Origin of the sequence: Ferdinandcohnia salidurans (genome assembly GCF_042680725.1) — a bacterium.
GTDB classification, from domain to species: domain Bacteria; phylum Bacillota; class Bacilli; order Bacillales; family Bacillaceae_L; genus Ferdinandcohnia; species Ferdinandcohnia salidurans.
Genome location: NZ_JBHUEK010000018.1, coordinates 364,440 through 370,898, shown reverse-complemented (window position 1 = coordinate 370,898; position 6,459 = coordinate 364,440). Strand labels below are relative to the sequence as shown.

The 6,459-nt window shown below is 36.6% G+C and carries 7 protein-coding genes and 1 pseudogene; 1 reads left to right on the top strand and 7 read right to left on the bottom strand.

Going from position 1 to position 6,459, the window contains the following annotated elements:
• Nucleotides 1-335: 335 nt before the first annotated feature.
• The gene (locus ACFSFW_RS12850; protein WP_388038866.1) at nucleotides 336-1,205 is read right to left on the bottom strand and encodes a nucleotidyltransferase-like protein; all 870 of its coding nucleotides are present in this window, start codon (nucleotides 1,203-1,205) and stop codon (nucleotides 336-338) included.
• 141 nt (nucleotides 1,206-1,346) lie between these two features.
• On the opposite strand from ACFSFW_RS12850, the gene ACFSFW_RS12845 reads away from it, so the two are divergent.
• Nucleotides 1,347-1,715, top strand: coding sequence for a YgzB family protein (locus ACFSFW_RS12845; RefSeq protein WP_388038863.1), 369 nt, complete (start codon nucleotides 1,347-1,349; stop codon nucleotides 1,713-1,715).
• Nucleotides 1,716-1,738: 23 nt separating this feature from the next.
• Here ACFSFW_RS12845 and perR read toward each other — a convergent pair whose 3' ends face one another.
• The 6 genes and pseudogenes from perR to ACFSFW_RS12815 all read right to left on the bottom strand — a co-directional run bounded on the left by perR (nucleotide 1,739) and on the right by ACFSFW_RS12815 (nucleotide 6,452).
• Nucleotides 1,739-2,182 (bottom strand): peroxide-responsive transcriptional repressor PerR, encoded by a 444-nt coding sequence (gene perR, locus ACFSFW_RS12840; protein WP_388038860.1) that lies wholly within the window; start codon nucleotides 2,180-2,182, stop codon nucleotides 1,739-1,741.
• Between the two features lie 134 nt (nucleotides 2,183-2,316).
• Nucleotides 2,317-2,865 (bottom strand): cob(I)yrinic acid a,c-diamide adenosyltransferase, encoded by a 549-nt coding sequence (locus ACFSFW_RS12835; RefSeq protein WP_388038857.1) that lies wholly within the window; start codon nucleotides 2,863-2,865, stop codon nucleotides 2,317-2,319.
• A gap of 1 nt (nucleotide 2,866) precedes the next feature.
• The gene (locus tag ACFSFW_RS12830) at nucleotides 2,867-3,823 is read right to left on the bottom strand and encodes a D-2-hydroxyacid dehydrogenase (RefSeq protein WP_388038854.1); all 957 of its coding nucleotides are present in this window, start codon (nucleotides 3,821-3,823) and stop codon (nucleotides 2,867-2,869) included.
• Nucleotides 3,824-4,006: 183 nt separating this feature from the next.
• Nucleotides 4,007-4,747, bottom strand: a complete 741-nt coding sequence (locus ACFSFW_RS12825; RefSeq protein WP_388038851.1) for an ABC transporter permease — start codon at nucleotides 4,745-4,747, stop codon at nucleotides 4,007-4,009.
• A gap of 13 nt (nucleotides 4,748-4,760) precedes the next feature.
• Nucleotides 4,761-5,483 (bottom strand): ABC transporter ATP-binding protein, encoded by a 723-nt coding sequence (locus ACFSFW_RS12820; protein WP_388038849.1) that lies wholly within the window; start codon nucleotides 5,481-5,483, stop codon nucleotides 4,761-4,763.
• A gap of 210 nt (nucleotides 5,484-5,693) precedes the next feature.
• Nucleotides 5,694-6,452: pseudogene (locus ACFSFW_RS12815) on the bottom strand (ABC transporter ATP-binding protein).
• Nucleotides 6,453-6,459 lie beyond the last annotated feature (7 nt).

Genomic DNA, 6,459 nt, shown 5'->3' with positions numbered 1-6,459 from the left:
GCACGCCGCCAGCGTTCATCCTGAGCCAGGATCAAACTCTCCAATAAGAGTATTGATTGCTCAATAAGTTTGTTACTTAGAATTAAAACGTTGACGCTTGTATTGTGTTCAGTTTTCAAAGAACTTTTTGGCCGCCGCTCAGAAGCGACTTTATTAATATATCATGGTGATTTATTAATGTCAATAATATTTTTTAAAACTTTTTGCCGGCTGCTGTTTGTTTTTCAGCGGCGAAATATAATATAACATGCGGTTCAATCATTCGTCAACTCCAAATTGAAATATTTTATTAAAATAATAAAAACCCCTTCAAATATATGAAGGAGTTAGAGGTTTTACTTATTAACATGATAAGTTCTATGGAAAATTCCTTTCCCTTTTGTTTCGAGCTTTTCTACATTTATAAAGTGTTTTTCTACAAGGAATTCTAGATAAACCTCAAGATCCACTGAGTACACTTTAAGTTCAGGAAGCTCCATGATTTCACCGTAAGTCCAAGCGTCATCTCTTTTAGATAAAACATTTATGATATGACACGCTCCACGTTTTGCCCTTGAATGTATAAGAAATTCGCTTGCTAAGAATAAAAGCTCTAGTCTCTTTTCAAGTGATTCCTCACTTTCCAAAAGTTCAATATATAGCTTATAAATTTGGGGATCAATTTGTTTCACTTGATTCCAAACTGTGACTTCAGGATGAAAGCCATTTTCGAAGATCGCTAGTCTAGCTAAATGATGGAGCGCATGAATGACATAATTATATGCATCTAAATATTGCTTTGCATTAAAAAATGCTTTTCCATCCTGATAGCGACGAATTAGTTTTGCAAATTCCATACCCATTTTTATCTGTCTTTCTTCTGTGGGAAATTCATGTAGCTTGTTTCTTAAATTAATGATGTATTCATTCCGATCAAATAGTACTTTTCCGTTTAAGACCCAGTTTACAATTTTTCGATTAGATCCTAATAGAAACCATTCTTTTATTTGACTTTCTTTTACAGTGTATAAAGATGCTTTTCTATTGTCGTAATTATAATGTTTGATAAACATATTCTTCTCGTGCTCTTTTACAATGACGAGTAAGGCTATGTCAAAATAATCGGTATAAGTAAAAGCATTCTTCCCCTTTTCAATTAGAATGATCCCTAATGTACTGGGGTGGCTTGCTCTTTCCTGATAAAGGGGACGAAGTAAATCCTCCATTTTGATTTCCTCCAATCAAATCCGTTGGGTATATATTTCGACGTCGAAAAAATAAAACCTTCACATCTTATGCAGAATCTTTTTTTTATTTTTATCTTTCTTTTTTATATTGTATAGTATATGAAGGAGGTTGGATTAAACATGGGTGTAAAATATTCAAGTAAAATTAATAAAATTCGTTCTTTTGCTCTCGCTTTGATTTTCGTTGGATTTATTGTCATGTACGGCGGAATCTTCTTTAAAGAAAATGTAATCGTTATGACAATCTTTATGATTCTTGGACTACTTTTTATTTTAGCAAGTACTGTTGTTTATTTCTGGATTGGCTTGCTTTCGACTCGAACCATTCAGGTAACTTGTCCTTCTTGTCAGAAGCAAACTAAAATGCTAGGTCGCGTGGACGTGTGTATGTATTGTAAGGAACCACTAACACTTGATCCAAACCTTGAAGGAAAAGATTTTGATGAAAAATACAATAGTAAAAAATACAACAAAATAGAAAAAAGCTGACAGGATTACCTCGTCAGCTTTTTTTAATGAGCAACTTTCTTTTGACATTCTTGACATGAGCCGTAAATTTCCATTCTATGATGACTAACTTTAAAGCCTGTTACATGTGCAGCCAGTGCTTCCACTTCATCCAATCCTGGGTAATGGAAGTCCACAATTTTACCACATTCTTCGCAAATCACATGATAATGCTGAGTGGTGATAAAATCAAAACGGCTTGATGAATCTCCGTAAGGTAATTCCTTCACTAAGCCTACTTCTTTGAAAACACGAAGATTGTTATACACGGTTGCGACGCTCATGTTTGGAAACTTTCCTTCAAGTGCTTTATAAATATCATCTGCAGTCGGGTGACTCATTGAATTAATTAAATACTCTAGTATCGCATGACGTTGTGGAGTGATTCGAACCCCGGTTTCTTTCAACGTATCAAGCGCTTCTTTCAAGTGATTGTCTGACACCGCCATGCACCTCTTTCTAGTAAACATTATTACTTTATAATCCTTATAATTAGTGTATCTCGCTCCGACCGCTTTTGTCAACATATCTACCATTACTATATGACTAATCCGATTGAATTACGATTCTTTTTTGGAATAATTCACTGATGGAGGGTTGGTTCACCCTGCCCAAGCCGATGGTTAACGTAGCGAGCCGCAACAAAAAGAAAATCAGAAAGTCGATTTAAGTAAGAGGTAACTAATGGATTTACCTGTTCTCCGATTGCAACTGCTTTTCTTTCAGCTCTTCTTACGATTGTTCTGGCAACATGGAAGGAAGCCCCTGCTTGGCTACCACCTGGTAATACAAAGTTTGTAAGTGGGGGAATTTGTGCATCCCATTTATCGATTGTTGTCTCTAGAAGAGAAATATCCTCATCGGAAACTTTCCATTTAACTTCTTTCCCTGCAGGAGTTGCAAGTTCGGCACCGACGTGAAACAAGGTCGTTTGAACCTTTTTAAAGATCGCCTCAACCTCTTCTTTGCCTTCAAATTTAGTATGGTGCAGGTGACTTAATCCTAATCCGATCATTGAATTTGCTTCATCACAAGTTCCGTATGCCTCAACACGTAAGTCATTTTTTGAAACTCGCTGTCCATATACTAATGAGGTTGTGCCTTTATCCCCTGTTTTCGTATAGATTTTCATACTAATACCCCCGGTCTAAGTCAATTTTATTGATAAATTCACTGCCACCTTGCTTAAAAACATGTAGGTTTTGTTCAAAAATCTCAAATGATCGTGGTTGATAAAATTTCGATTTACTCGAGATATGTGGGGTAACTGTCACATTTTCAAGTGTCCAAAAAGGATGATTGCTCGGTAGTGGTTCCTCTTCGAACACATCCAACACTGCGTGTGAAATCTTATTTGATTGAACCGCTCGTAATATGACTTCGTCTTTCACTAAATCTCCACGACCAATATTGATGAAAACTGCATCTTTTTTCATTAAATCAAAATGAGTATCAGTAAGTATGTATTTTGTTTCATCCGTACTTGGTAGGACGGAAACAAGATAATCAACATTTTCGCATACGTAATTAAGTCCATCAAATTGAACCATTTCATCAACGAATTCATGCTTATTCCCGCTACGATTTAATCCGATAACTTTCATATGAAAAGCTTTTGCTAATCGAGCTATCTCACCGCCAATCGCACCCACTCCCAGGATGCCCAGTGTTTTTCCATGTAACTCACCTACCGGAAAATTCGTCAGGCGATCCCAGCTTTTGTCTTTTTGCTGCTCAACGATTTTTTTATTTTTCTTTGTAACATGTAGCATCATCGAAAGGGTGTATTCAGACATAGGAATTTTGTGAATTCCCCGTACGTTTGTAACAAGAAGGCCTTTTTCTTTAATCGCTTGAAAAGGCATGAGTTCTAATCCTGCTGATATTACCATAATCCATTTTAGATTTTTAGCCATTTCAATATGTTCGGAGTTTAAGTCCTCCCCGTATGTAAGTAAAATATCTGCTTTATGTAGTTCCGGTAAGGACTCTTCTATATCCTCACAATAGATAAATTCTTCATCCGGAAACGCCTTTTTCATTTTTTCTGTTACTTCTTCAATCGGAATAAATGTTGATAAAATTCGCATTATTACGCCTCCTTACCTACTATAGTAACAACTTTCTAAAAGAAGTAAAACAAAAAAAGGTGCGAGATTTCTCTCGCACAAAATTCGCTAACATCTGAGGAGGTATGCCCTACACTATAAGATACGTCGTTAAACTAAATGTGTATAGACGTTTAACACAATCCTTGAAAAATAGGCACCCTATTAATCTGTCCATCTGAAGTATTTTAAACCGATGATTGTGGATACAATTAGTATTCCAAATAAGATTCCGATGTCAAGCAATGTACCTGAAGAAAATAGTGTTCCATTCCAGCCATCTCTTAAGACATTAACAACATAAGTAAGTGGTACGATGGCAGCAATCTTTTGCAGGATATCTGGGTACGTTTCTAACGGAATTGTTGCCCCTGATAAAAACATCATTGGGTACATCGCAATCATGGCAACGCCTAATGCTGTTTGCATCCTCTTTGTAATGCTTGAAACGATAAAACCGATGGAGAAAAATGTGATCGCGCTAAATGTTAAAGCTACAAAAAATTCAAATGGATGCGCAGTTAGTTCTGAACCGAAACCAAATTTTGCAATCAAAAGTATCTCAATTGCCCCAACATAGATTGCAATAAAGCCTTTTAAAATGGTTGCAGCAAAGATAGCATTTTGATTGATTGGTGTTCCTTTTAAACGTTTGTAAACACCTTTTTCACGGTCGATTACAATTTGCAGCCCCATTGAGAAAAAGGCTGTTGTAAAAATAATGATGGCAATCATACTTGGAATATACGCTTGGAAGTAATTTAGTCCCTCGTATGAATTCGATTCAAACATTAACCCGAAAACGACAAAGCTGACGGCAGGAACAATAAAAGTAAATAATAAAGCTAGGGTTTCGCGAAAAAATAATCTTAATTCCATTTGTGTATGTGTAATAATTGATTGCATTTGTTTTTCCTCCTTATTGTGAAACCGCATATTTTAAGTAAACATCTTCCATCGTTCCTGCTCCTTGCAGGTAAGAATCGATTAAATTCTGTGGTTTGTCACAAGCAACAAGCTTTCCTTTTTTAATAATAGCGATTCGGTCACAGTGCTTTTGGGCTTCATCCATGTAATGTGTTGATAAAAGTATTGTTTTTCCTTCGTCACGGTATCGGTTGATGCAGGTCCAGAGATCACGTCTTGCTTGTGGGTCTAATCCTGTCGTAGGTTCATCAAGAAAGATGATATCTGGATCATTTACTAACGCTAATGCAAGCGATGTACGTTGTTGCCATCCCCCTGACAGATTCTTAACATATTTGTTTAGATAAGGGTTGAGCCCCAGTGCATCGATGATTTCCTGTAAGTTTCGTGTTTTATCATAATAAGAACTAAATAATGTAAGTGCTTCTTTCACTTTGATTCGATCATATAGGGCCGTTTGTTGAAGCTGGATACCGATTTTTTGTTTGATTTCATTTGATGCTTCTTCAACATTCATCCCTAAAACTTTAACAGTTCCTGCATCAGGTTTTCGAATGCCCATCATAATTTCAAGAGTGGTTGATTTGCCCGCCCCATTCGCACCGATGATTCCGAGCACTTCTCCTTTTTTGACTTGTAGACTGATACCGTCAACAGCTTTCACATCTCCATAATTTTTCGATATATTTGTAAGTTCAATAACAGTTTGATTCATGTTAAGGTCCTCCTTTTTGCTTTCCCTTTGTTTTGTTACTTTTATCATAGTCAGCGAACCTTAACTCAACCTTAAGTGAGTCTTATATCATTATTAAAATTTAATTGGGATTTCTTTAGCACATAAAAAAGCTTGGATATAGAATTATCCAAGCTTGATAATATGATTTTAGACATTCACACAGAATCTTTGAGTCTGTGAAAACATCATTCAAATTCCTAATTCCAACATTTTCGTTGTAACTTCTTCCACTCTACTATCGATATCCGTGCGGGCAAACTTCGTTAGAAATAACTCTGTTACAATTTTTCCGTCTCGCATAAACAGAACACGTTCTGACCGGGCTGCGACCTTTGCATCATGAGTTACAAGCATGACCGCAGTACCATCCTCGTTGATTTCGGAGAAAATATCCATAATTTCCTGTGTCGTTTTTGAGTTAAGCGCACCTGTCGGCTCGTCACCGAAGATAATCTCCGGTCTATTTATAAGCGCACGACATATCCCTGCACGTTGGAGCTGACCTCCTGAAACCTGTGTAATTTCACGCTTTTCGAGCTCTGCAATGCCTACTCTTTTCATTAGTGTTCTTGCCTTCTCAGTAATTTTTGCAATGTTTTTTCTGTTATCACGCATGGCCGGTAAGATAATGTTATCGATAATGTTTAGGTTTTTTTACATCGTCGGCTGTTGAAAAACAAATCCCATCTTATTTCTACGTATATCTGAGAGCTCATTCTCTGAGAGCTTTGAAAGATCACTACCACAAAAAAGGACATTCCCACTATTAATGTTATCCGTTCCGCTTAGTGCAAACATCAGTGTCGATTTCCCAGAGCCTGAAGGTCCCATAACCGCAACGAACTCACCCTCATTTATTTCGACAGATACTCCTTCTAGAACATTTCGTTTTTCATCACCCTCACCGAACGTTTTTATAATCTGATTTCCTATAATAATCTTCTTCAAATGCCTA